The sequence below is a fragment of the Photobacterium halotolerans DSM 18316 genome, from assembly GCF_000425165.1.
In the GTDB taxonomy this organism is placed as follows: Bacteria; Pseudomonadota; Gammaproteobacteria; order Enterobacterales; family Vibrionaceae; genus Photobacterium; species Photobacterium halotolerans.
The window spans coordinates 94,635-117,967 of record NZ_KE384323.1 but is presented as its reverse complement, the minus strand read 5'-3'; the positions used below and the strand labels follow the sequence as shown (position 1 = coordinate 117,967).

Annotated in this window: 22 protein-coding genes; 11 read left to right on the top strand and 11 right to left on the bottom strand. The window is 50.9% G+C overall.

Annotated features, from left to right (window positions below; all coding sequences use genetic code 11):
- Positions 1-386: 386 nt before the first annotated feature.
- Together H511_RS0119715 and H511_RS0119710 are read left to right on the top strand one after the other, a co-directional pair.
- Entirely contained in the window at positions 387-2,030 is a 1,644-nt protein-coding gene (locus H511_RS0119715) for a methyl-accepting chemotaxis protein (RefSeq protein ID WP_027253872.1), read from the top strand.
- Between the two features lie 130 nt (positions 2,031-2,160).
- The gene (locus tag H511_RS0119710; RefSeq protein ID WP_027253871.1) at positions 2,161-3,624 is read left to right on the top strand and encodes an aminoacyl-histidine dipeptidase; all 1,464 of its coding nucleotides are present in this window, start codon (positions 2,161-2,163) and stop codon (positions 3,622-3,624) included.
- A gap of 66 nt (positions 3,625-3,690) precedes the next feature.
- Here H511_RS0119710 and dinB read toward each other — a convergent pair whose 3' ends face one another.
- The 10 genes from dinB to bolA form a co-directional block, all read right to left on the bottom strand.
- Positions 3,691-4,773 (bottom strand): DNA polymerase IV, encoded by a 1,083-nt coding sequence (dinB, locus tag H511_RS0119705; RefSeq protein ID WP_027253870.1) that lies wholly within the window; start codon positions 4,771-4,773, stop codon positions 3,691-3,693.
- A gap of 145 nt (positions 4,774-4,918) precedes the next feature.
- A complete protein-coding gene (nqrM, locus tag H511_RS0119700; protein ID WP_027253869.1) occupies positions 4,919-5,140 on the bottom strand; it encodes a (Na+)-NQR maturation NqrM in 222 nt (73 codons plus the stop codon).
- A 14-nt stretch (positions 5,141-5,154) separates the two neighbouring features.
- Entirely contained in the window at positions 5,155-6,150 is a 996-nt protein-coding gene (locus H511_RS0119695; protein ID WP_237582872.1) for an FAD:protein FMN transferase, read from the bottom strand.
- A gap of 170 nt (positions 6,151-6,320) precedes the next feature.
- Complete coding sequence (nqrF, locus tag H511_RS0119690) at positions 6,321-7,544, bottom strand: NADH:ubiquinone reductase (Na(+)-transporting) subunit F (protein WP_027253867.1); 1,224 nt, start codon at positions 7,542-7,544, stop codon at positions 6,321-6,323.
- Between the two features lie 22 nt (positions 7,545-7,566).
- Positions 7,567-8,163, bottom strand: coding sequence for an NADH:ubiquinone reductase (Na(+)-transporting) subunit E (gene nqrE, locus H511_RS0119685; RefSeq protein WP_027253866.1), 597 nt, complete (start codon positions 8,161-8,163; stop codon positions 7,567-7,569).
- A 7-nt stretch (positions 8,164-8,170) separates the two neighbouring features.
- Positions 8,171-8,803 (bottom strand): NADH:ubiquinone reductase (Na(+)-transporting) subunit D, encoded by a 633-nt coding sequence (locus H511_RS0119680; RefSeq protein ID WP_027253865.1) that lies wholly within the window; start codon positions 8,801-8,803, stop codon positions 8,171-8,173.
- Positions 8,796-9,587 carry a Na(+)-translocating NADH-quinone reductase subunit C gene (locus H511_RS0119675; protein WP_027253864.1) on the bottom strand — a complete coding sequence of 264 codons (792 nt, stop codon included), beginning with the start codon at positions 9,585-9,587 and terminating at the stop codon, positions 8,796-8,798. The genes H511_RS0119680 and H511_RS0119675 overlap by 8 nt, the downstream gene beginning before the upstream one ends.
- Positions 9,577-10,821: an NADH:ubiquinone reductase (Na(+)-transporting) subunit B gene (locus tag H511_RS0119670; RefSeq protein ID WP_027253863.1), complete on the bottom strand. Its 1,245-nt coding sequence runs from the start codon at positions 10,819-10,821 to the stop codon at positions 9,577-9,579. Before H511_RS0119670 ends, H511_RS0119675 begins: the two co-directional genes overlap by 11 nt.
- 3 nt (positions 10,822-10,824) lie before the next feature.
- Positions 10,825-12,165, bottom strand: a complete 1,341-nt coding sequence (locus H511_RS0119665; protein WP_036760073.1) for a Na(+)-translocating NADH-quinone reductase subunit A — start codon at positions 12,163-12,165, stop codon at positions 10,825-10,827.
- Positions 12,166-12,906: 741 nt separating this feature from the next.
- Positions 12,907-13,218, bottom strand: coding sequence for a transcriptional regulator BolA (bolA, locus tag H511_RS0119660; protein ID WP_027253861.1), 312 nt, complete (start codon positions 13,216-13,218; stop codon positions 12,907-12,909).
- A 183-nt stretch (positions 13,219-13,401) separates the two neighbouring features.
- Here bolA and H511_RS0119655 point away from each other — a divergent pair, with 183 nt between their 5' ends.
- The 9 genes from H511_RS0119655 (at position 13,402) to H511_RS0119615 (ending at position 21,595) form a co-directional block, all read left to right on the top strand.
- Positions 13,402-14,544, top strand: a complete 1,143-nt coding sequence (locus tag H511_RS0119655; RefSeq protein WP_027253860.1) for a methyltransferase — start codon at positions 13,402-13,404, stop codon at positions 14,542-14,544.
- Between the two features lie 57 nt (positions 14,545-14,601).
- Positions 14,602-15,171 (top strand): YajG family lipoprotein, encoded by a 570-nt coding sequence (locus tag H511_RS0119650; protein ID WP_027253859.1) that lies wholly within the window; start codon positions 14,602-14,604, stop codon positions 15,169-15,171.
- The gene (locus H511_RS0119645; RefSeq protein WP_027253858.1) at positions 15,171-15,725 is read left to right on the top strand and encodes a peptidylprolyl isomerase; all 555 of its coding nucleotides are present in this window, start codon (positions 15,171-15,173) and stop codon (positions 15,723-15,725) included. Before H511_RS0119650 ends, H511_RS0119645 begins: the two co-directional genes overlap by 1 nt.
- Positions 15,726-15,769: 44 nt before the next feature.
- Positions 15,770-16,132 carry a hypothetical protein gene (locus tag H511_RS0119640; RefSeq protein WP_027253857.1) on the top strand — a complete coding sequence of 121 codons (363 nt, stop codon included), beginning with the start codon at positions 15,770-15,772 and terminating at the stop codon, positions 16,130-16,132.
- 126 nt (positions 16,133-16,258) lie between these two features.
- A complete protein-coding gene (locus H511_RS0119635) occupies positions 16,259-17,623 on the top strand; it encodes an AmpG family muropeptide MFS transporter (RefSeq protein WP_027253856.1) in 1,365 nt (454 codons plus the stop codon).
- A 395-nt stretch (positions 17,624-18,018) separates the two neighbouring features.
- Positions 18,019-18,846, top strand: coding sequence for a nucleoside-specific channel-forming Tsx family protein (locus tag H511_RS0119630; RefSeq protein ID WP_027253855.1), 828 nt, complete (start codon positions 18,019-18,021; stop codon positions 18,844-18,846).
- A 309-nt stretch (positions 18,847-19,155) separates the two neighbouring features.
- Entirely contained in the window at positions 19,156-19,968 is an 813-nt protein-coding gene (locus tag H511_RS0119625) for a nucleoside-specific channel-forming Tsx family protein (protein WP_027253854.1), read from the top strand.
- A gap of 105 nt (positions 19,969-20,073) precedes the next feature.
- The gene (gene panE, locus H511_RS0119620; RefSeq protein ID WP_027253853.1) at positions 20,074-20,973 is read left to right on the top strand and encodes a 2-dehydropantoate 2-reductase; all 900 of its coding nucleotides are present in this window, start codon (positions 20,074-20,076) and stop codon (positions 20,971-20,973) included.
- Positions 20,966-21,595 (top strand): DJ-1 family glyoxalase III, encoded by a 630-nt coding sequence (locus H511_RS0119615; protein ID WP_036760070.1) that lies wholly within the window; start codon positions 20,966-20,968, stop codon positions 21,593-21,595. Before panE ends, H511_RS0119615 begins: the two co-directional genes overlap by 8 nt.
- A 251-nt stretch (positions 21,596-21,846) precedes the next feature.
- Here H511_RS0119615 and thiI read toward each other — a convergent pair whose 3' ends face one another.
- The gene (gene thiI / locus H511_RS0119610; RefSeq protein ID WP_027253851.1) at positions 21,847-23,295 is read right to left on the bottom strand and encodes a tRNA uracil 4-sulfurtransferase ThiI; all 1,449 of its coding nucleotides are present in this window, start codon (positions 23,293-23,295) and stop codon (positions 21,847-21,849) included.
- Positions 23,296-23,333: the final 38 nt, after the last annotated feature.

Here is a 23,333-nt window from a genome sequence, read left to right as displayed (position 1 = left end):
ATTTTGCTGTGGATTCATATACATTCATAACAACGACTTCCTAATATATTTCTATTGCCTGGGGGCTGCCTGAAAGCAACCTGGCCACCAATCTCGGTTCCCTGGAGTTAATGCACTGACCTTTCCCTGTGCTAACTATCGTTTTTCAACTTGGGATTATAATAACCATTTGGTAATTTAATTACAACTTTAATTTTAAATGGATCACACTTTTGTGGATTAACCTCTCAAAAATGCCCGATGACGATAATTTATTACATCGAGAGTTATGTTAACCAGGCCGTAAATCCACACAAATGAGACTAAAGTGGCATACCGAATTCCCGAAGAAGCAGACAACATCAGTTCAGGTCATTTGCCTGAGTGCAAGCAAGGAAGAAAGCGCTATGACAAAACTCCCTCACTTACGTTCACTATCTATCAGCAGTCGCCTGTATCTGCTGGGCTTGATCATTACCATTCTGACCCTGCTCCCTCTGATTACCTTTATATCCGGCTATCAGGATACCCTTCTGGACCAAAAACGAGATAAAACCAGAAACCTGGTCGAGAGTGCGCACAGTTTGCTGACTTACTACTACCAGCAGGAAACTCAGGGCCAGCTGACCCGCGCTGAAGCACAACAGCAGGCGAAACAGGCCATTGCCAGCCTGCGTTACGAGAATAACGATTACTTCTGGATTAACGATAACCATCCCAAGATGGTGATGCACCCGTTCAAACCCGAGCTGGACGGCAAAGATCTCTCCCAGTTCAAAGATCCGCTCGGTCACACACTGTTTGTCAGCATGGCAGACATCGTCAGCAAGCAAAGCCAGGGCTTTGTCGATTATCAGTGGGAAAAACCAGGTCACTCGGAGCCTGTTGATAAAATTTCCTATGTAAAAGGATTTGCACCCTGGGGATGGATTCTGGGATCTGGGATTTATGTTGATGATGTCAAAGCGCTGTTTTACGCGGAGTTACAACGCCTCGGGCTCATTCTGGCCGCTTCATTGATCCTGATGCTGGTGCTGGCCAAGATGATAGGCCGCAGTATTACTGCCCCGTGTGAATCCACCTTGCAGGCCATGCAGGATATTTCCCGCGGTGAAGGTGATTTAACCCGGCGCCTGCCGGTTCAGGGCAATGATGAACTGAGCCGCATTGCTGCAGCCTACAATCAGTTTGCCGATAAAATCACTGACATGCTGCGCGCTGTCGAACCCGTCAGTGAGCATATCAGTTCGGCCGCCAGCCAGCTCAATGCCGTCGCCAACACCACGGCCGAGAGTGCCAGTCAGGCGCATCAGGGGGTAGATTCGGTCGCCTCGGCCATGACAGAGCTCCATTCCAGTAATCAGGAAGTTGCACGATCAGCGGCGACCGCGGCCGATGCTGCAGCAACGGCACAATCTCACAGTGAACAGGGACTGAGTGTCGTGTCTCGCTCGGGAGAGGAAATGCGTGCCCTGCTCGCCTTACTGGATGAAACCAACAAAAGCGCACAGGCACTGGCCGAAGACTCTGAAACCATTGGCGCTGTGCTGGACGTGATCCGCAGCATTGCAGAGCAGACCAACCTGCTGGCTCTGAATGCCGCTATTGAAGCAGCTCGTGCTGGCGAGCAGGGCCGCGGTTTTGCCGTGGTTGCCGATGAAGTGCGCACCCTGGCTACCCGTACTCAGTCCAGTACCAATGAGATAGAAACCATTATCACCCGGCTGCAGAATCGCTCCACCAACGTCAGCAACGCCCTGATCCAGACCAGTGAACAATCAGCCAGTACGGTGAAACATGCCCGGGATGTCGCCAGTGCACTGGAGGCTATCAGTCAGCAAATTCACACTATTCGAGAGCTTAATCAACACATTGCAGATGCCAGCCGGCAGCAGTCCGATGCGACAGAAGCCATTAACATCAGCCTGTCGCAACTGAGTGAACACAGCCACAGCCATGTTTCGCAAGGACAGCAGATAGCGGCAGCCAGTGAGCAACTGCTCACCAGTGGTCGACACCTTAATGTGCAGATCTCTCAATTTAAGATTTAGCGAAAAGCAAAGTGGATTAATAGCAAGCTCTCTGTGGCTGAGGTAAGATATTCAACTGCCTGTCCCGGAAAATCACCCTATGATAGTCCGGTTCAGGCAGTATGAATGACCGTTTATTAGGGAGAGTTCTGTGTCTGAAATCAGCCATCTTTCGCCACAAATCGTGTGGCAATTCTTTGATCAAATTTGCGCCATCCCGCACCCGTCCAAACACGAAGAGGCATTGGCCCAGCACATCATTCGTTTTGCTGAAAGCGAAGGCCTGGCTGTACGCCGTGATGCCACTGGCAACGTATTTATTAAAAAGCCGGCCACGGCGGGAATGGAAAACCGCAAAGGCGTGGTGCTTCAGGCACACATTGATATGGTTCCGCAAAAGAATGAAGACACAGACCACGACTTTGCCGTTGATCCGATTCAGCCTTATATCGACGGTGAGTGGGTAACCGCCAGAGGCACAACGTTAGGTGCTGATAACGGTATTGGTATGGCAACCTGTCTGGCCGTGCTGGCCTCAAAAGACATTGAGCACGGCCCTCTGGAAGTGCTGCTGACCGTGGATGAAGAAGCCGGTATGACAGGCGCATTTGGTCTGCAGGAAGGCTGGCTGGAAGGCGATATTCTGCTGAATACCGATTCAGAGCAGGAAGGCGAAATCTACATGGGCTGCGCCGGTGGCGTTGATGCCGGGCTATCTCTGGCGATTGAGCGTGAGCCGGTACCGGCTGATCACACGGCTGTCAAACTGATGATCAAAGGCCTGAAAGGCGGACACTCTGGCTGTGATATTCACACCGGCCGGGCCAACGCCAATAAATTGCTGGGACGTTTCCTGTTTGCCCATGCCGCAGAGCTGGGACTGCGTGTCAACAGCCTTAAAGGCGGCACACTGCGTAACGCTATTCCCCGTGAAGCCTTTGCCATCGTCACCCTGCCAGCCAATCAAGCTGATGCGCTGCAATCGCATTTCGACCAATTCCAAAGCATACTCAATGCCGAGCTGGGTAACATCGAAACCACCATCAAACTGTCGGTTGAAAACAGCGAATTGCCTGCCGATGTGCTGTCTGCTGACAGCCAGCAACGTCTTCTGGCCCTGCTCAATGCCTGTCCGAACGGTGTGGTACGCATGAGCGACGACATTCCCGGTGTTGTTGAAACCTCACTGAACCTGGGTGTGATCACCACAGAGACTGATCGCGTGACCTTGTTGTGCCTGATCCGCTCTCTGATCGACTCCGGCCGCAGCAGTGTTGAACACGCCCTGAGCGCCCTGGCCCAGCTGGCTGGTGCGCAGTGCGAGTTCTCCGGCGCCTATCCGGGCTGGAAACCCGATCCGGACTCAGAAGTCATGCATCTGTTCCGCGAAACTTATAAAGATATTTACGGTAACATCCCGGATATCATGGTGATCCATGCAGGCCTGGAATGTGGCTTGTTTAAAGAGCCGTACCCAAACATGGATATGATTTCTTTCGGTCCGACCATTAAATTCCCGCATTCCCCCGACGAAAAGGTGAACATTAAAACCGTTGGCCTGTTCTGGGAACAAATGGTCGCCATCCTGAAACAGATCCCGGTGAAAGCCTTATAAACGCAGCGGGGAGCATATCTGCTCCCCTTTGTCTGTTCCTGAGAAGCTGAGTTTCCTGAAACACACCTACCAGTCAAACGACAATTGCTGAGCTTTGACGCCCGATTCCAGCCCGACACTGATGCCGACTAAGCGAATTTCGCGCCCTTTTTGTCTGGTCAGGGCTTCGGCCAGTAAAGCGGCGAACTGCTGCTTCTGCAATACAGGTTGACTATGCTCGACCGTGGTTTGCTGGAAATCGGCAAATTTTATTTTCACTCCCTGGCGGGCAATGCGCAGATCCGGCCGCACCTTGCTGAGCCGTGCTTCTAATTCAGGATACAGTTGCTCTATGATTTGCCAGCATTCGGCATAAGCAACAATATTGCGGGCAAAAGTCCTCTCCACACCGACGGATTTTCGCTCCCGCGAGACCACAACTTCACGCTCATCAATGCCGTGTGCACGCGACCACAGCGATTGGCCAAACTTGCCAAACTGCTTTAATAGCTCCCGCCTGTCATAGGCTTGCACATCCTTGCCGAAATACAGGCCGATATCGTGCAGTTTTTGGATGGTGACTTTGCCAACTCCCGGTATTTTCTCCAATGGCAAATCGGCCACAAAAGCAGGCACCTCGGCGGGCGTCACCACATACTGACCATCCGGCTTATTCATGTCAGAAGCTATTTTGGCGATGAATTTCACCGGCGCCACGCCTGCGGAGGCCGTGAGATGCAACTCTTCACGGATAGCCCGGCGGATATCCTGTGCAATCAACGTCGCTGAGCCGCGGTGCAGCCTGCTGTCTGTGACATCCAGATAGGCTTCATCGAGTGAAAGGGGCTCTATCAGTGAGGTATAGCGCCGGAAAATCGCCCTGATTTGATGAGAAACCTCTTTATAAACGGCCATCCTGCCGGGTACCAGAACCAGATCCGGACAAAGCTGCATCGCCTGGGCTGTCGGCATCGCAGAACGCACGCCGAACTGCCGGGCCAGATAATTACAGGTACTGAGCACCCCCCGCTGCTCAGAGCGGCCACCGATGGCAATAGGGACATGTTGCAGCTCAGGATTATCGCGCATCTCAACCGCAGCAAAAAAGCAGTCCATATCAACATGGATAATTTTCCGTTGATGGCTGTCGGTCACGGTTTTATCTGGCATAACATCGGGCTTTCAGCATGTGACAGGGAAAAGGTTACTGTGTTTATATACAGCATTATATGTGCTCGCTACACAGATAGCGAGCAACAAAAAGCCCGTGGTATTAACCACGGGCTTTTTACTCAGCGAGAATGTCAGTCATCCATCAGATGATCTGATTTTTCTTCCATTCTTCCTGCTTGGCGGCGCGAGCTTCACGCTTCAAACGCTTGTCACAGGGCTCAGGGCAGTCACATTCTTTTTCAATGCCGACTGCGCCCAGGCCACCGCAGCTTCCAGCCACCGTTTTGCGCTGGAAAATGTAGCCAACGGCCATTGCGACTATGACTAACAGAAAAACGCCAAAGGTTGTTACATATACCAACATACTATGCTCTCAACTTATTTCTTCTGCATGTAAGTCGTGAAGGCATCAGAGGCATATTCCTTAAAGCCTTCATCCGTACTTACAATCAACAGAACTGGCCAATTTTCTTGGTTTGCCAGTGCGATTGCTTTCTCTTCCCCCATGACAGAAAATGCCGTTGCCAGGGCATCTGCTGTCATGCATTTCGGATGCATCACAGTGACTGAAACCACACGGTTAGTAATCGGCTTGCCTGTTATGGGATTGATCAGATGTGAGTAGCGTACACCATTTTCTTCAAAATAGTTACGATAATCACCCGATGTAGCGACGGCCATTTCACCCGGCTCAACCACTTCCTGGATAGATCGACTGCCGTCTTCCGTTGGCTTTTCAATCGCTATCCGCCACGGCACACCTTCCAGATTTTTGCCTTTCAGGCGAATTTCACCACCGATTTCAACCAGATAGTCATTCACCCCCAAAGAGGCAATATAGTCAGCCACAACATCGACGCCGTAGCCCTTAGCAATGGATGACAGATCGACATACAGTCCGGGCAAATCTTTAATCAAGGCGTTACCTTCGACCTTCAGATGCTCTATGCCGACTTCCTGGCGACGGGCGTCCAGCTCTTCATCGGTCGGTACCACATCCGGACGGGCTTCCGGTCCGAAACTCCATAAGTTGACCAGAGGGCCAACCGTGACATCCAATGCCCCATCAGTCAGTTTAGACAAGCGAATCGCTTCTTGTACCACGGTCGCCGTATCAGCCGACACGGCAAACGGCTCACTGCTTCGATGCTGATTAAATTGACTGAGCTCGGAGTCCTCACGGTAGGTCGACATCTGATCGTTAACCCGTTCAAGGCGGCGATCAATTTCTTTCTGAAGTGCCACCTCGCTCGGTAAGCCTTCCTGCTCAATCAACTTGATCGAATAATAGGTCCCCATTGTTGAGCCGGTCAGGTGAATTAACTGACGTTGCTCGCTACAGCCACTGACAACCAGTGTCATCACCAGCAGCATGGCTGCCCGGGTGAATAGTTTCATCATGCAAGGGATCTCCAAATACTGAAAATGTCGCTCAGCTGCCGTTCACACGGCATTGATACGCGCTAAGGAAAATTAATGCGGGGCTTGACGAAAAATGGCTGATCCAAAGGATCAGCCATTTCAGAGCAAGACCTCAGGCAGGGTTAGCCACCAAAGTCATCCAGCAGGATGTTTTCGTCTTCAACACCCAGATCTTTCAGCATACTGATAACAGCTGCGTTCATCATCGGTGGACCACACATGTAGTATTCGCAGTCTTCCGGCGCTTCATGATCTTTCAGGTAGTTTTCATAAAGCACATTGTGGATGAAACCGGTGTAACCGTCCCAGTTGTCCTCTGGCAGAGGATCCGACAGGGCGCAGTACCACTTAAAGTTATCATTTTCGTTCTGCAGCATATCGAAATCTTCCACATAGAACATTTCACGCTTAGAACGTGCACCGTACCAGAAAGTCATCTTACGCTTAGACTGCAAACGCTTCAGCTGGTCAAAGATGTGTGAACGCATAGGTGCCATACCAGCACCACCGCCGATAAACACCATCTCAGCATCGGTATCTTTCGCGAAGAATTCACCAAACGGACCAGAGATAGTCACCTTATCACCCGGTTTCAGCGACCAGATATACGAAGACATGATACCTGGTGGTACATCCGGATTACGAGGTGGCGGCGTAGCGATACGCACGTTCAGCATGATAATGCCTTCCTCTTCCGGATAGTTCGCCATTGAGTAAGCACGAATTGTTTCTTCGTTAACCTTTGACTCGTAACGGAACAGGTTGAACTTGTCCCAGTCTTCACGGAATTTCTCAGGTACGTCGTAATCGGCATACTTAACATGGTGTGGTGGCGCTTCAATCTGAATATAACCACCAGCACGGAACGGTACTGATTCGCCGTCCGGAATGCCCAGTTTCAGCTCTTTGATGAAGGTTGCCTTGTTATCGTTAGAGATAACAGAACATTCCCACTTCTTCACACCAAAGATTTCTTCCGGCAGTTCGATGTCCATGTCGGCTTTGACGTTAACCTGGCAAGACAGACGCTCACCTTCACGTGCTTCACCTTTCGTGATGTGATCCAGCTCCGTTGGCAGAATATCGCCGCCACCAGATTTGATTTTCACGCGGCACTGACCGCATGAACCACCACCACCACAAGCAGAAGAGACAAAGATGCCGCTGCCTGCCAGTGCGCCCAGAAGTTTACCACCCGCAGGGGTCGTGATTGCTTTTTCCGGGTCGTTATTGATTGAGATAGTAATGTCACCTGATGGTACCAGCTTGGATTTAGCGAACAGAATCACTAATACCAGAGCCAGGATAATCAAGGTGAACATAACTACGCCAAGAATAATATCCATGAATTATTCCTTATTATCCTGATTACAGCTGTACACCGGAGAAGGACATGAAGCCCAACGCCATGAGACCTACAGAGATGAAAGTAATACCCAGGCCACGCAGGCCGGCAGGTACGTCAGAATACTTCATCTTCTCGCGAATACCCGCCAGGGCAACGATAGCCAGCATCCAGCCCACACCTGAGCCAAAGCCGTATACCACAGACTCCGCGAAGTTGTAGTCACGCTGTACCATGAAAGATACGCCACCGAAGATTGCACAGTTAACAGTGATCAGCGGCAGGAAAATACCCAGCGCGTTGTACAACGGCGGGAAGAAACGGTCCAGAATCATTTCCAGAATCTGTACCAGAGCCGCGATAACACCGATAAAAGTGATAAAGTTCAGAAACGTCAGATCAACGCCTTCAACAATAGCGCCGTCTTTCAGCAGCAGGTTATAAACCAGGTTGTTTACCGGTACTGAGATAGTCAGTACGACAGTAACTGCCACACCCAGACCGAAAGAGGTTTTGACTTTCTTTGATACCGCCAGGAAGGTACACATCCCCAGGAAGAAAGACAGTGCCATGTTCTCGATGAAGATCGAACGAACCAGTAAGCTAATATAATGTTCCATGTTTCCCTTACTCCTTCGCTTCTACTTGATCCGGGCGTAACGTACGGATAGTCCAGATCATGAAGCCAATCAGGAAGAAGGCAGACGGTGCCAACAACATGATACCGTTTGGCTGATACCAGCCACCTTCAGAGACCAGCGGCAGCACTTGCATACCAAACAGTTTGCCTGAACCCAGCAGCTCACGGAAGAAACCGACTGTCAGCAATACGAAACCGTAACCCAGACCGTTACCGATACCATCCAGCAAAGATGGCAGGGGAGCAGATTTCATCGCATACGCTTCTGCACGACCCATAACGATACAGTTAGTGATGATCAGGCCTACGAATACAGACAGCTGCTTAGAGATGTCGTAAACGAACGCTTTCAGCACCTGGTCAACCACGATAACCAGCGAGGCAATAATCGCCATCTGAGCGATAATACGCACGCTGTTAGGGATTTGGTTACGCACCAGAGAAACAAAGAAGTTGGAAAACGCAGTAACGAAAGTTACCGCCAGCGCCATTACGAACGCAGTTTCCAGCTTAGTGGTTACAGCCAGCGCTGAACACACACCCAGTACCTGCAGGGCGATCGGGTTATTACTGACGATCGGCCCCAGCAGGACTTTTTTCATTTCTTTAGTATCAGCCATTGTTCAGGCCTCCATTGCGCACTTTAGTCAGGAACGGACCGTAGCCGTTATCACCTAACCAGAACTGGAAGGTGTTCTGAACGCCGTCACTTGTCAGCGTTGCCCCAGACAGACCGTCGATACCGTGAACATCACCTTCCGGTGCGCCACCTTTCACGACACGGATGGCAGGGGCGAAACTATCGTCAAACAGTTTCTTGCCTTCCCACTGTGCACGCCATTTCGGGTTCTCAACTTCACCGCCCAGTCCAGGAGTTTCACCCTGTTCATAGTAAGTGATGCCAGACACAGTATTACCGTCGGTCTCAACTGCAACGAAAGCGTACATCATGGACCACAGGCCTTTGCCGTTCACAGGCAGAATCAGCTTCTGTACCTGATTGTTGGCATCTTTTACCAGATACACTTTAGCCACGTCCGCACGACGAATCAGTTTCGCCGGGTCAGTTGCCGGATCCAGCTTCACAGACAGATCCGGATTTTTCGCTGCGTCACGCTGGTCATACTCTGCAGGTGATTGACCATCAACAGAGTCAACGAAGTTACCGGTAGCCAGCTCAACCAGCTTAGGTTCAATGAACTGATTGTAAGTATCAGTAACGTCGACACCCTCTTGCAGCAGACCTGCTACAGACAGGATATTACGCTGAACATCCAGCTTAGCGTTCGCTTGCTGCATCGGACGCAGCATGACGGCTGCTGTTGATACCACGATAGAGCACACCAGGCTCAGGACAACAACAACAATCAGCGTTTTCTTGATGCTATCATTCTTATTTGACATGACGAGCCAGTCTCCGTTTGATGTTGCCTTGAATTACTGCATGGTCAAACAGCGGTGCAAACAGGTTGGCGAACAGAATCGCCAGCATCATGCCTTCCGGGAACGCAGGGTTAACCACACGTACCAGAACAGCCATCACGCCAATCAGTGCACCGTACCACCACTTACCTTTATTAGTGAAAGCAGCAGAAACCGGATCAGTTGCCATGAACATCATACCGAAGGCGAAGCCACCCAGAACCAGGTGCCAGTGCCAAGGCATAGCGAACATTGCATTGGTATCGGAACCAATAATGTTAAACAGCGTTGCGGCAGCAACCATACCGATCAGAGTACCGGCAATAATGCGCCAGGACGCAATCCCCAGATACACAATGAAGGCACCGCCGATCAGAATGAACAGGGTCGAAACTTCACCGATGGAACCCGGAATACGGCCAATGAAAGCATCCATCCAGGTCACAGCTTCGCCAGTCACAGTGTTGACCACTGCAGCCTGACCACCGGCTGCCCACTGGCTCAGTGCCGTTGCACCGGAGAAACCATCAGCGGCAGTCCACACCAAATCGCCTGAGATCTGCGCCGGGTAAGCGAAGAACAGGAAAGCACGACCAGCCAGAGCCGGGTTCAGGAAGTTACGACCTGTACCGCCAAAGATCTCTTTCGCCACGACCACACCAAAGGTAATACCCAGTGCAGCCTGCCACAGAGGCAGTGTTGGCGGAACGATCAGCGCAAACAGGATCGAAGTCACGAAGAAACCTTCGTTCACTTCGTGCTTACGCACCATACAGAACAGCACTTCCCAGAAACCACCCACGATAAATACCGTGGCATAGATAGGCAGGAAGTAAGTCGCACCCAGCAGCATTTTACTGCCCCAGCCTGCGTCAGCACCTAAGGTGCCACCCAGAGACTCGGTCAGCCAGTAATGCCAGTCACCACTGATAATGGCAGCCAGTTGATCACCTGCATACAGGTGGTTCAGGGCAAACACTGCCTGATGACCTACGTTGTACATACCCCAGAACATGGCAGGGAATACGGCCAACCAGACCATAATCATGATACGTTTCAGGTCGATACTGTCACGCACGTGAGAACCGGTACGGGTTACAATACCTGGGGTGTAAAGCACGGTGGCGACTGCTTCATACAGTGCAAACCATTTCTCATGCTTACCACCTGGCTCAAAGTGGTGTTCGATCTGCTCGAGGTAATTCTTGAGGCTCATGAATTATCCTTCCTTCTCAATCTTGTCCAGGCATGCACGCAGCATTGGACCGTACTCATACTTACCTGGGCACACGAAGGTACACAGTGCCAGATCTTCTTCATCCAGCTCCAACGCACCCAACTGCTGGGCACTGTCAGTATCGCCGGCGCACAGATCACGCAATAGCAGTGTAGGCTCGATGTCCAGCGGCATGACACGCTCATAGTTACCGATTGGCACCATAGAACGCTCACTACCGTTAGTAGTGGTTGTCATGTTGTACAGCTGGCCTGGGAAAAATTGGCTAAAGAAAGCACGTGTTACAGAGAATTTGTTCTTACCAGGAACGATCCAGCCCATGAATTCTTTCTCACGACCTTCACGCAGCGCAGAAATCTGCAGGTGATAACGGCCGAGATAAGCATGAGGGCCAGTCGCCGGAATACCGTTCAGGACAGAACCTGACAGCACACGCAGTTCACCGGTTAACAGCTCAGACTCAGTCAGCTGCTCGACAGACGCACCGATAACAGTACGAACCAGACGAGGGTTGTTGACGGCAGGACCTGCCAGAGAAACCACACGCTGAGTGTACAGCTCGCCGGTCAGGAATAACTGACCGAAAGCAATCACATCCTGATAGTTCAGGTGCCATGCAACGTTATGAGCGTCAGCACCGAACAAAGTATGGATGTGCGTACCTACCAGACCGGCAGGGTGCGGTCCGTTAAATACGTGCTCTTCAACATTGGCTTCGCTGCTGCGCGGCAGGCTTGCACCTGACTTACACACATACACCTTGCCACCGGTCAGACGAGACAGAAGCGACAGACCAGCAACAAAGGCTTCGCCCTGCTCGTTGATGATCACTTCTGGGTTGGCTGCCAATGGGTTGGTATCCATCGCATTGACAAAAATCGCCTGTGTTTCAGACTCGATCGCTGGGACCTTGCTGAATGGACGGGTACGTAACGCTGTCCACATACCAGACTCAACCAGCTGCTCTACAATCACAGCACGATCCAGTTGAGCCAGCTCAGCTTTGTCATAGCGGTTAAAGGTGATTTGATCATCGCCCTCAACATCAATGACAACAGACTGAAGCACACGTTTAGCTCCACGGTTGACTTCCAACACCTTGCCGCTGGCCGGAGCAGTAAATTTTACGCCTGGGTTCTTCTTATCTTCGAAGAGCACCTGACCTTTTTTTACTACATCCCCAACGCGGACATGCATGGTTGGACGCATACCCACGTATTCTTCGCCAAGCAAGGCGACTCGAGAGATGGATTTACCATCATTTATCGCCTGGGTAGGAGTCCCTGCAATTGGGATATCCAGCCCCTTCTTTATTGTAATCATACGCACTTGCACTACATTAACGGGAAAAAGAACTTGTTATTGCGCAACTTAGACACGACTTTCCTTGGTCCGAGGCCGGCTTTCCAGTAACCAGCACCGCAACATCCTATTAACTCTTTCATCACACATTTAAGATGACGAGTTTTTTCGAGGGCCGGATTTTAGCATTAATCAACAGGTTTTTACTATGGCAAACCTCGCTAATCGAACTGAAATTCAGCGATAGCTGATGTGCTGATAATCACGAGAACAGATAAATTTGACCCAACGCACACTTGCGCTGAATCTTCTGCTTGTCGCCTCGAAAACTGTATTTTTCTGCTATTTACAAATTGGTATCAAAACGTCAACACCAAAGGACAGTCGGTAAAACTAACGCATTCGATGGTCATAAAACAGTAAAATCCGACGCAAAACTGCATCGAATTTGCAACATATGTTTTCACTCGGTGAATTAGACACCACCGAACATTTCACCACATTCGGGACTCATTATAGTCGCCTGAGATGAGAAAAGACTTGCTAACTAAGCCACCACTAGGCCACCACTTGCACCTGTTGAGGCAGCACTTGGCCTTTCACTGAGCACTCTGTGGCTGAACGGTGCGTATACTACGCCATCACTCAGTTATTAATGAATATCAACTTCAAACTTCGGACTGTAAAAAACCGCAACAATATGCGGTTTTTGATCAACGTACGATTCGCCACTGTTCAGTCACTTGATGTATTCATCATATCTTAACCAAACTTACTGCCACCCAAACAAGCGGGAGAAGCCGGAGCAGACTGCTGCGCCTGCCATTCCTCCGGGGTGTAAGTGTGAATCGCCAGCGCATGAATGTGATTGGCCAGCTCATCGGCCAGTACCGTATTAATTGCTCTATGGCGACCAATCAGACGCTGACCTTCAAATTCATTACTGACCACTATCACTTTAAAATGACTTTCTGCGCCTTCCGGCACATTGTGCATATAGCTTTCATTGTGCACTTCCAGATGGGTCGGTGACAATGCGGCTTGCAGTTTCTGTTCAATACGTTCCTGGATCATAAGGCCTCCTGACGCCGGCATGCTAGGTGTCTGAGCAAGAGTAGCGAATGAAAATGCAGCGATATCCCGGAAATCGCTGTGTTATGCTCACCATAACCACACACTTCTCACTGTTAGTCTTTGCAGCTACGCCAGCATCTGCGAAAATATTCAACCCGACAACATACCCTAAAGATAGCCTGAATGAAACCTGAGCTCACCCTGCACGGCCAGACCCTGCAACTGAACCGCTACCCGATTCGTCAAAATGAAACCTTGCAAGCCTGGGATGCGGCGGATGAATACCTGATCAACCAGGTTGAAGACATGAAACAGAAGCAGGCACTCACTCTGGATGCTGAGCGCCCTGTGCTGATCATCAATGACAGCTTTGGTGCCTTAGCATGCTGGTTCGCCCGTCAGGGACAGACGGTATCTGCTGGTGACTCATACATTGCAAGAACGGCCAGCCAGCACAATCTGGCCGCAAACGCGCTGCCGGACATCAGATTCACTGACTGCCTGGCCCCTGTGCCCCCCCAGACCCGGCTGGTGCTGCTGAAACTGCCTAAAAATAACCGGCTGCTTGTCTGGCAGCTCACCCAGCTTTGTGCCGCTTTACCTGAAGACTGTGTGGTGATTGCTGCCGCTAAAGCCAGGGATATACATTCCTCCACACTCAAACTGTTCGAGAAACATCTGGGCCCGACCAGTACGTCACTGGCGGTGAAAAAAGCACGACTGATTTTCTGTCAGCCGGATAAAAATCTGGCGGCATCGCTGCCGGAAACCCAGCGCTGGGAGGTGCCTGAGTACAAGCTCACCTTAACCAACCATGCCAATGTGTTTTCCGGTGAAAGTCTCGACATCGGAGCCCGGTTATTGCTGGAACATATCCCTCAGGATCCGGCACTGAAGCACATTATCGACTTAGGTTGCGGAAACGGGGTGATTGGCTTGCAGGCAGCCAGACTCAACCCACAGGCGAAAGTGACCTGTGTCGATGAAAGTTACATGGCCGTGGCGTCTTGCCGGGAAAATGCTGACCTGAATCTGACTCATCCGGAACAACTCGAAGCTAAAGTAGATAACTGCTTGGAAAGCATGGCAAATATCGACGCTGATCTGGTGTTATGCAACCCGCCTTTCCACCAGCAAAATACCATTACCGATCATATTGCCTGGCAAATGTTCTGTGATGCAAAGCAAAGCCTAAAGCAGCACGGACGTTTGATAGTGATAGGTAACCGTCATCTTGGCTATGATGGAAAGCTTAAGCGCCTGTTTGCTAAAGTACATAAAATTGCTCAGAACCCTAAATTTGTGGTTTATCAAGCTGAAAAATAAGCCCATAATTTTGCTCATTGCGGCTGGCGACAGCCTGTTTAATAAGGAACAAACCGGATGAAACCCTTCATTTTTGCGGTATCACTGCTGACGCTGACGGCCTGTACGGCACCGACTGACTCCCAGCTGTCTATCCAGCCCTCCCCTTCACTGGCCAAACAGCCAGACCTGGAAGGGCAAAGCCTGACCCTTGAAAGCCGCGACCTGCGCACCGCCCAGTTTGTTGCTGTGGTTGATAACGGCGATCAGAACGTCCATCCCCTGCACGCGAAAGAAAACCTGCGCCTGACATTACAAGACGCACTTTCTCGTCAGCTGAGCTCTCAGGGCGTGCAAATCGGCCACGAAAGCCAGAACACCATGCGACTGGATATTCTTGAGGCTATCGTCAATGTCAAACAGAGCGCCTTCAGCCACACCCTGAACAGCAAGTTGCAGCTGCAGCTGGTTCTGACAACCCCTAATGGAAAATTCATCAAACGTTATGCGGGTAAATCATCCCGCGAGGGCGCGATGACAGCGTCCACAGAGTCAATGGAAGTGGCAATGACGGGCCTGATGGATGCCGTACTGCGTGACATCCAGTCTGATACGGAACTGAACAGCTACATGGAGGAAAACCTGTAATGCGACATTTTATCACCGCCACCCTGCTGGCACTTTCGTTTTCAGCTTCAGCCGCCACTCAGGTTGCTATTGAAACCAGTCTGGGCGAATTTGTGGTTGAGCTGAATGAAGAGCAGGCCCCAGTTACCACCAAAAACTTCCTGCGCTATGTCGAAGACGGCAGCTATACGGGCACCATTTTCCACCGGGTTATTCCGGGATTCATGGCGCAAGGCGGCGGGTTTGATGTCGATTTACAGCAGCGCCCGAGCTACGAGCCTATCAGGAATGAATCCGATAACGGCCTGAGCAACCAAAGAGCCACCATAGCCATGGCGCGGACACAAGTGGCCGATTCAGCCACTCGTCAGTTCTATATCAATTACCAGAACAATACCTTTCTTGACGGCCGCCCGGGCAAGCCGGGTTACGCGGTGTTCGGAAAAGTTGTGAAAGGGTTCTCAGTTATTGAAAAAATGGCCGCGATTCCTACCACAACAGTCCGCTCTACAGGTATGAAAGATGTGCCTCAGCAGCCTATAGTTATTAAAGCTATTAACCTAATCAACAAGTAGATTGACGCCCCCCTGGCCGTTAATCTTCGGCCAGGGTGGTGCCTATGCTCAAACTTGTTTCCTCAGTACCGGATGTGCCGACAGAGCAAATTGCCAATCACATTACTGATTACGCACCCGCTCTGGCTATCTCAATGCTCGGCACCATTAACGGTGATACCAGCTACGACTCCTTAAAAAAAACCTGCACCGAGCATCTGCATGACTGGTGGCAACTGTCGATCCCCAGTGGTACGCCCGACAATACCTATGAGTCCGTGTACTGGTATCTGCTGCATTTAATGGAATCACTGGAAGAGCACCAGTTGCTGGGCAATTGCTTTATCCAGTTTCGCGTCACAGCCGGCGCTAAATTCCTGCTGGGTGTTGGTGAGGCGCCCGACAAAATGCAGGGCATTCGCCCCTAAAGCAGTACTTTGCCCCCAAACTCACCACACTTTGACTTTCCGATGGTTTTTCTCACCCGCGCTTGCTGTTACCTTATAGAGCAAAATCTGGAACCAGATAGTAATCAGTAGCAGAGGCCACTCCACATGGAGCACACCGTCGACGATCGCCCGAACACCGGGTGGCGCGTATATCTCGAAAAGAAAGTTCTCATCATGCTGGCACTCGGATTTTCGTCCGGTCTGCCCATTTTGCTGGTCTTTGGTACCCTGTCATTCTGGCTGCGTGAAGCTGAGGTCAGCCGCACTGACATTGGCTATTTCAGCTGGGTCGCGCTCGCGTACGGCTTTAAATGGATATGGTCACCGCTGATAGACCGCTTCCCCGTTCCTGTACTGTCCAGCTTATTGGGTCGCCGGCGTGGCTGGATGGTGTTTTCGCAACTGCTGATCATTGCCTCACTGTGCGGTATGGCGTTAAGTAATCCGCAGATTGATTTATACCAGTTAGCGGTATTTGCAGTAATAGTGGCATTTTCTTCTGCGTCGCAGGACATAGTGATTGATGCCTACCGGATAGAGCTGGCAACGGAACGCTTGCAGGCCGCACTGGCTGCCGCTTATATGACAGGCTACCGGCTGGCCATGATCATGGCCGGCGCAGGCGCGCTGGCCTTTGCCGCTTTATTTGGTTCAGACACCGGCTATGATCCTATCGGCTGGAAAACCGCCTATTTCATCATGGCCGGCTTTATGGCCGTCGGCCTGATCACCGCGCTTTGCATTCACGAACCGGCACGTAACGGCAAAGAAATGGATACGCTGGAAGCGGAGATCCGCCAAAGGCTGGCAGCCGGGAACATGCCGCACTGGCTGGCCCGTATCTGTGCCTGGTTTTATACCTCTGCGATCATGCCTTTCATTGATTTCTTCTCGCGCTATGGGAAAGCCGGCCTGCTGCTGCTGGCACTGATTGGCTGTTACCGTATCTCAGACGTTGTCATGGGCGTGATGGCCAATGCTTTCTATGTCGATATGGGGTTCAGCAAAACCGAGGTGGCTTCTGTCTCGAAAATATACGGCGTGATCATGACACTGGCAGGTGCGGGCCTGGGCGGTATATTAATTTACCGCTATAACACGCTACGGATTCTGGCTCTGGGTGCGGTACTGGCCGCTTTCACTAACCTGCTGTTTATGGCCTTCACCTATATCGGCAACAGCCTGCCTATGCTGACTTTGGTGATCTCGATTGATAATCTGAGTGCGGGCATTGCCACCGCCGCCTTTATTGCTTTTATGTCCGGCCTGACCAACGTGGCGTTTTCTGCCACCCAATATGCCCTTTTCAGCTCCATCATGTTGCTGTTCCCGAAATTTCTCGCCGGTTTTTCAGGCCTGTTTGTTGATCACTGGGGCTATAACATGTTCTTTCTGAGTACCGCATTGATCGGCTTACCTGTGCTGATCCTCATCAAAGCAGTGGCGAAATACGCCCCGCATCAGCACTAATACCGTCTTGTCCGGGAACTTTATCTGACCTGAACGTTCCAACATGCAGGTCAGATAGCTTGTTCTTCCTCCCTCTGTTTCTATATCTGTTGATGATTTTGACTCTCAAGTTGACTTTATTTGATCTCAGTTAACTTTTCCGCATACCAGACATGGGCGATAACTGACCTATTACTCACTTAGATCAGAAAAATTACATCCAATAGCGCACAAAAAGAGATCAAAATCACTTTTGATTTTTTTTGCAATCCATTACACAAGATCAAACTCACAATCAAAAAACAACTGGCCGTTTGTTACATTCACATTAGTGACATCAAACAATACACTTCCCGCCATTGATACGGACTGGTCAAAAAAGTCCGGTGTTTTAATTCAATTAGCGAGAGTTGACGATGCGTAAATCCCTTGTTGCACTGAGTGTACTGGCAGCTTCCCTGTCTGCTGCTACAAATGCTGCTGATTACACCGACGGTAATATCCACAAGAACGACTACAAATGGTCTCAGTTCAACCTGATGTACGCATTTGACGAGCTGCCAGGCGAATCCAGCCACGACTACCTGGAAATGGAATTCGGCGGCCGTTCCGGTATCTTTGATCTGTACGGTTATGTCGACATATTCAATCTGGCCAACAGTCCAAGCAGCGATAAAGCATCTGCGCCAAAAATGTTCATGAAGTTTGCGCCACGCGTTTCTCTGGATGCCCTGACCCAGACCGACCTGTCTTTTGGCCCGGTCCAGGAACTGTACTTTGCTACCCTGTTCAACTGGAACGGTGCAGCAACAACTAACTCAGACGGCTCAATCAATGGTGCAAGCGTAAACAACTCTTTCTGGGGTCTGGGTTCTGATGTGATGGTTCCATGGCTGGGTAAAGTAGGCCTGAACTTCTACGGCCTGTATGACCTGAACCAAAAAGACTGGAACGGTTACCAGATTTCGACCAACTGGTTCAAGCCTTTCTATACTCTGGACAACGGCAGCTTCGTGTCTTATCAGGGTTATATTGACTACCAATTTGGTGTAAATGATGACTTCGGTGCACTGTACTCTTCAAATGGTGGTGCTATGTTCAACGGTATCTACTGGCACTCTGAGCGTTATGCGGTGGGTTACGGCCTGAAAGCCTATAAAGACGTTTACGGTCTGAAAGACGGTGGTCTAGCAGGAAAAACAACTGGTATCAGCCACTATGTCAGCGTGACTTACAAGTTCTAAGTCTTGCCCTGAGCCACCCCCCTGAATCCTGCAAAGGCGCCTTCCCGGCGCCTTTGTTTTTCGTTCTAACTCCTGAGACAATTTTATTCTCCTGCCAACCCCTTTCATCTGCCTGATTTTCTGACTGATTTCTAAAGTTACGATCTGTATCACTCTCCAGAGCACGGATTATTTTCTTACTTCTAAGGCATCCCATCCGCAATCCACTAATCTTTTAAGTTAGACACTGTCTTTCTGTTAAGAAACAAGTCTCTTGGCAGAGATGTTACTAAGCAATGGCAACGATAAACGATAAGTGAGAACGCCAACATGAAACAGACTCGTTTAGCTTTGGCTCTTGGAGCAGCATTGGTATGTCCCGGAACCGCTTTTGCCGCTGATTATACTGATGGCGACATCCATAAAAATGACTATAAATGGTTTCAGTTCAATCTGATGTACGCACTGGAAGAATATCCTCGTGCGCCTGGCGATCCATCCGGTCATGACTATCTGGAAATGGAGTTTGGTGGTCGCTCGGGTATTTTTGATCTTTACGGTTATGTGGATTTCTTCGATCTGACAGAAAGCGATGCCAGTGATAAGAAAGACAGACCCAAAATGTTCATGAAGTTTGCGCCACGGGTTTCGCTTGATGCGTTAACTAAAACCGACCTCTCCTTCGGCCCGGTGCAGGAGCTCTATTTTGCCACCCTGTTCAACTGGGGAGGCGGTGCGCAGGACGTCAATAATTCCTTCTGGGGGATAGGCTCCGATATCATGGTGCCCTGGTTCGGCAAAGTCGGCCTGAATCTGTATGGTTTGTACGATGTCAACGCCAAAGACTGGAACGGCTACCAGATATCCACCAACTGGTTTAAACCCTTCTATACCTTTGATAATGGCTCATTCATCTCCTATCAGGGCTATATTGACTACCAGTTTGGCGCCGATGATGAGTTTAACGGTAATTCCCAGGCCACCCATGGCGGGAACTGGTTCAACGGGCTTTACTGGCACTCCGATCGCTTTTCCGTCGGATACGGTCTGAAACTCTTCTATGATGTCTACCTGATAGAAGATTCCGATAGCTTTGAGTCAACCGGTCCATCCCATTATTTCTCTGTCACCTATAAATTCTGAATCACATCCGGTCCGGGTACTCAGGTATCCGGACTTTTACTTTACCCCTTGATTTCACAGCCGCTACAATAGGCTTCAGTGATTCCTTTCCCAACAGGCAATACCGTGAAGATTACCTTAGTCGGCGCTGGCGCCATAGGCAGCCTCTGGGCAGGTGCTCTGGCCAGACAAGGCCACACCATCCACCTTTGGCGCCGCCAGCCTGACAGCGCCTGTACGCTGAACTGGCAGGGTCTGGATGCGCCGGATGCAGACACTTTCACCTTTCGCTGCAATCAGCCCGACCAGCTCAGCCGCAGCGATATCATTCTGATCACAGTAAAAGCCTTTCAGGTCTCTGAGGCAATAAAGAGCATAGCCCCCTGGCTGGACGCCTCAACGCCTGTGATTGTGATGCACAACGGCATGGGCACTGAAAACGAGGTGCTGCAACTGCTGCCTGATAATCCGCTATTATATGCAACCACCTCGCAAGCGGCGTTACGTATCGACAGCCACAGCGTACGCCATACAGGATCTGGCCCGACCTGGCTGGGCGCCGTGAATACAGCCGGCCATCAGTGGCAGGCACTGGCCGAAGTGCTGAACACGGCTCTGGCTCCCTGTCAGTGGCATGATGATATTCACTATCCGCAATGGCAGAAACTGGCAGTCAATTGCGCCATCAATCCGCTGACGGCCATCCACCAATGCCGCAATGGCGATCTGGCTGCGCCGGATTTTACCGCCGAACTGACGGATATCTGTCGCGAAGTCGCGGCTGTCATGACAGCCGTCGGCTACCCCACCAGTGCAGACGATCTCTGGCAACGTACTCTGACGGTTATCAGGGCTACGGCGGCCAACTTTTCATCCATGCAGCAGGATGTTGCCAATCAGCGACCAACAGAAATCGACGCCATTACCGGCTTTCTGATTGAGCAGGCACACCATTTTCAGCTTGCCGCCCCGGCGAATACCGCCGTATGGCAACAGATAAAACACTTGGAGCAAAATTATGGCTAACCCATCGAAATCCTCAGTCCTGCCACTAAAAGTGGCTGTCTGTATCGCCCCCGGCAGCGAGGAAATGGAGGTCATCAACACGGTTGATATTCTGATCAGGGCCGGCATGCAAGTCACCATTGCCAGCGTGGCTGAGGATGGCGCACTGGCGGTGAAAGGTTCGCGGGGTATCACACTGACCGCAGACTGCCCGCTGGTTGAAATTGCCGATGAACCGTTCGACTGTGTGGTCCTGCCCGGCGGGCTGCCTGGCGCAGAATATCTCAGAGACAGCACGCTGACGGTGGAATTCGTCAAGCAGCATAAGTATGACGGTAAGCTTGTGGCGGCGATCTGTGCCGCGCCTGCTGTAGTGCTGGAACACCACCAGCTGTATCCGGACGCACTGATGACGGCTCACCCGGCCTTTGTTGACCGTATTCCCGAGCACCGCCGCCGTGAAGGTCGCCGCGTGATGTTTGATGTGAATAACAATCTGTTGACCAGCCAGGCACCGGGCACCTCGCAAGAATTTGCACTGGAAATCATCACCCTGCTGCTGGGCAAAGCCACAACCGCCAAAGTGGCAGAACCTATGGTGATGTGGCCGAGTATGAGCTTCGACGTGGTGGGGAAAAACTGATATTTCCTCCCCTTCGTAATTCGTACGGGGAGGGAATATTCGTATTTTCAGTCATCGCTGTACGATCCCTCCCCCTTTTCAAGGGGGAGGTCAGGAGGGGGTTAAAAGGCACTGACGCAAAAGTCGAGCTCACCTCACGAACCCCACCCTAGCCCTCCCCTTGCCAAGGGGAGGGAATATTCGTGGTTTCAGTCATCGCTGTACGATCCCTCCCCCTTTTCAAGGGGAGGGGAACGAAAAGCAATGGAAGATTACGGGCGATAAACCTTCACGTTATCGAAACCATTTTCTTTCAGATACAGCGCCTGCAGACGACTCATCACACCGCGAGCACAGTACAACAGGTAGGTTTTATCCTGAGGTAAATCGCCAAACTGGGTTGCCAGTTTGTAGAATGGCAGATGCTTGATTTCAACCCCTTCGATGTGCAGCGGGCTTTCATCTTCTTCGTCCGGGCTGCGGATATCCAGCACTGTGCTGTTGCCGTCAATCTGATCCACCAGTTCAATCTCAGGTGCCTGCTCCTGACTTTCTTTTTCGATGTCGCGGATATCGAGAATACGGGCTTCACTCACCACCCGATCCAGCACCGCAAAATCAAACTTGGCTTCTTCGGTTTCCAGCTTTTCTTTCACCGCCTTCACGGTCGGGCTTTTCGAGATCACGCCACAGAATTCAGGCATGGTCTTGGCAAAATCTTCGGTGCCGATATCACGGGCAAGATTGATAATATCTTCTTTGTCCCAGTTGATCAGCGGGCGAAGGATCAGGGTATCAGTCACGTTGTCGATATGACGCAGATTGGTCAGCGTCTGGCTGGAAACCTGACCCAGCGCTTCGCCGGTCACCAGCGCCTGAATGCCAAAACGTTCAGCAACCTGGCCTGCCGCGCGCATAAACATACGCTTGAGCACCACGCCCATCTGGCCGTCATCAACATTTTCCAGGATTTCTGCCACAACAGGTTCAAAATCAATGGCAATGAACTTCACTTTGGCCGAAGAGCCGAATTTCTTCCACAGATAGTGAGAGACCTGCTTCACACCAATTTCGTGTGCCGGACCGCCAAGATTGAAGAAACAGTAATGCACTTTACTGCCGCGCTTGATGTGCAGATAGCTGGACACACCGGAATCGAAACCGCCTGAGATCAGGCTCAGTACGTCTTCCTGGGTACCCAGCGGGAAGCCACCCAGCCCTTTATGGCGGGCAAGCACCTGATTGAGTTTCTCGCCGTCCACTTCAATATTGACCGTCACCTGCGGATTTTTCAGTTGCACTTTCGCACTGTCAAAGGCCTGATTCAGACCACCGCCGACATAACGTTCCAGCTCTATTGAGGTAAAGTCGTGTTTACCGACCCGCTTGGCGCGCACACAGAAGGTTTTGCCGTCAAGCTGGTTGCCGACATGGGCCAGGGTTTGCTCGAAGATATCGTGCATGTCGGTAAAATCAGTTTGTTTGACTTCCAGCACATGGTGAATCCCAGGTGTCTGGGTCAGTACGGTCAGAACCTGATCACGGAGGCTGTCGTCCTTCACTGTGACATCAATGTAGCTGCGTCGGTTGTACACAGCCACTTGATCAGACAGGCGCTGAAGGATAATGCGGATATTGCACTCCAGGATTTTGGTAAAGCGCTTCCGCACTGATTCACTCTTTACAAAAATCTCTGGATGGGGCTTTACAATAAATTTCATAACATGCTTCGCTTCACAGGGCCTAACTAAAGGCGCGG

What these genes read in the sequence shown, in the direction of transcription:
- H511_RS0119715 (WP_027253872.1), top strand. Translation starts at nt 387, where the DNA reads ATGACAAAACTCCCTCACTTACGTTCACTATCTATCAGCAGTCGCCTG.
- dinB (WP_027253870.1), bottom strand. Translation starts at nt 4,773, where the DNA reads ATGCCAGATAAAACCGTGACCGACAGCCATCAACGGAAAATTATCCAT.
- nqrM (WP_027253869.1), bottom strand. Translation starts at nt 5,140, where the DNA reads ATGTTGGTATATGTAACAACCTTTGGCGTTTTTCTGTTAGTCATAGTC.
- H511_RS0119695 (WP_237582872.1), bottom strand. Translation starts at nt 6,150, where the DNA reads ATGCTGCTGGTGATGACACTGGTTGTCAGTGGCTGTAGCGAGCAACGT.
- nqrF (WP_027253867.1), bottom strand. Translation starts at nt 7,544, where the DNA reads ATGGATATTATTCTTGGCGTAGTTATGTTCACCTTGATTATCCTGGCT.
- nqrE (WP_027253866.1), bottom strand. Translation starts at nt 8,163, where the DNA reads ATGGAACATTATATTAGCTTACTGGTTCGTTCGATCTTCATCGAGAAC.
- H511_RS0119680 (WP_027253865.1), bottom strand. Translation starts at nt 8,803, where the DNA reads ATGGCTGATACTAAAGAAATGAAAAAAGTCCTGCTGGGGCCGATCGTC.
- H511_RS0119675 (WP_027253864.1), bottom strand. Translation starts at nt 9,587, where the DNA reads ATGTCAAATAAGAATGATAGCATCAAGAAAACGCTGATTGTTGTTGTT.
- H511_RS0119670 (WP_027253863.1), bottom strand. Translation starts at nt 10,821, where the DNA reads ATGAGCCTCAAGAATTACCTCGAGCAGATCGAACACCACTTTGAGCCA.
- H511_RS0119665 (WP_036760073.1), bottom strand. Translation starts at nt 12,165, where the DNA reads ATGATTACAATAAAGAAGGGGCTGGATATCCCAATTGCAGGGACTCCT.
- bolA (WP_027253861.1), bottom strand. Translation starts at nt 13,218, where the DNA reads ATGATCCAGGAACGTATTGAACAGAAACTGCAAGCCGCATTGTCACCG.
- H511_RS0119655 (WP_027253860.1), top strand. Translation starts at nt 13,402, where the DNA reads ATGAAACCTGAGCTCACCCTGCACGGCCAGACCCTGCAACTGAACCGC.
- H511_RS0119650 (WP_027253859.1), top strand. Translation starts at nt 14,602, where the DNA reads ATGAAACCCTTCATTTTTGCGGTATCACTGCTGACGCTGACGGCCTGT.
- H511_RS0119645 (WP_027253858.1), top strand. Translation starts at nt 15,171, where the DNA reads ATGCGACATTTTATCACCGCCACCCTGCTGGCACTTTCGTTTTCAGCT.
- H511_RS0119640 (WP_027253857.1), top strand. Translation starts at nt 15,770, where the DNA reads ATGCTCAAACTTGTTTCCTCAGTACCGGATGTGCCGACAGAGCAAATT.
- H511_RS0119635 (WP_027253856.1), top strand. Translation starts at nt 16,259, where the DNA reads ATGGAGCACACCGTCGACGATCGCCCGAACACCGGGTGGCGCGTATAT.
- H511_RS0119630 (WP_027253855.1), top strand. Translation starts at nt 18,019, where the DNA reads ATGCGTAAATCCCTTGTTGCACTGAGTGTACTGGCAGCTTCCCTGTCT.
- H511_RS0119625 (WP_027253854.1), top strand. Translation starts at nt 19,156, where the DNA reads ATGAAACAGACTCGTTTAGCTTTGGCTCTTGGAGCAGCATTGGTATGT.
- H511_RS0119615 (WP_036760070.1), top strand. Translation starts at nt 20,966, where the DNA reads ATGGCTAACCCATCGAAATCCTCAGTCCTGCCACTAAAAGTGGCTGTC.
- thiI (WP_027253851.1), bottom strand. Translation starts at nt 23,295, where the DNA reads ATGAAATTTATTGTAAAGCCCCATCCAGAGATTTTTGTAAAGAGTGAA.